Here is an 886-nt window from a genome sequence, read left to right as displayed (position 1 = left end):
TCACCATCGTTCTCTACTGGTTTCTGCAGGTGTTCGCGCTGAGCTCGCTCCGCTTCGGATATCGCTATTTCCGTTACACGCGGGTTCGCCGCCATGCCCAGACCGAAGGCGCGTCGGCGACGCTGTTGATCGGCCGCGCCGCCGACGCCGAGGTGCTGTTGCGCGCGATCGAGAGCGGCGCAGTCAAGCAGCTTTGGCCGGTCGGCGTGCTGTCGCCGTCGGCCGCGGACCGCGGGCAGTCGATCCGCAACGTGCCGGTGCTGGGCGGGATCGACGACGTCGAGGACGTGGTCCGCGATTATGCGGGACGGGGAAAGCCGATTTCGCGGGTCGTCATGACGCCCTCGGCGTTCGAACCCGAGGCGCACCCCGAGGCGGTTCTGATGCGGGCCAAACGGCTCGGGCTGTTCGTCAGCCGCCTGCCGTCGCTCGAAGGCGGCGACGTGCCGAGGCTGACCAATGTCGTCGTCGAAGACCTTTTGCTGCGGCCAAGCGAGAAGATCGACTACGCGCGGCTTGAAACGCTGGTGAAGGGCAAATCGGTGATCGTCACCGGCGGCGGCGGCTCGATCGGTTCGGAGATATGCGACCGCGTCGCGACCTTTGGCGCTGCGCGGCTATTGGTGATCGAGCACTCGGAACCGGCGCTTTACGCGGTTACGGAAGCGCTGACGGCACGCGCGGCCAATGCTGCCATCGAAGGCCGGATCGCCGACATCCGCGATCGCGAGCGGATCATGGGCCTGATGCGGGAGTTCAAGCCCGATATCGTGTTCCATGCCGCAGCGCTGAAGCACGTGCCGATCCTCGAGCGCGATTGGAGCGAGGGCGTCAAGACCAACATCTTCGGTTCGGTCAACGTCGCCGACGCCGCGCAGGCGGCGGG

At 66.5% G+C, this 886-nt stretch carries 1 protein-coding gene; it reads left to right on the top strand.

What is annotated here, in order from left to right:
- Positions 1 to 886, top strand: an 886-nt coding sequence (locus tag LMTR3_RS32265; RefSeq protein WP_141686909.1) for an SDR family NAD(P)-dependent oxidoreductase, incomplete at both ends; no start/stop codon positions are given.

The sequence above is a fragment of the Bradyrhizobium sp. LMTR 3 genome (assembly GCF_001693485.1).
In the GTDB taxonomy this organism is placed as follows: Bacteria; Pseudomonadota; Alphaproteobacteria; order Rhizobiales; family Xanthobacteraceae; genus Bradyrhizobium.
Note: the sequence above shows the minus strand (reverse complement) of the source record. Positions and strands in the feature narration are given on the sequence as shown.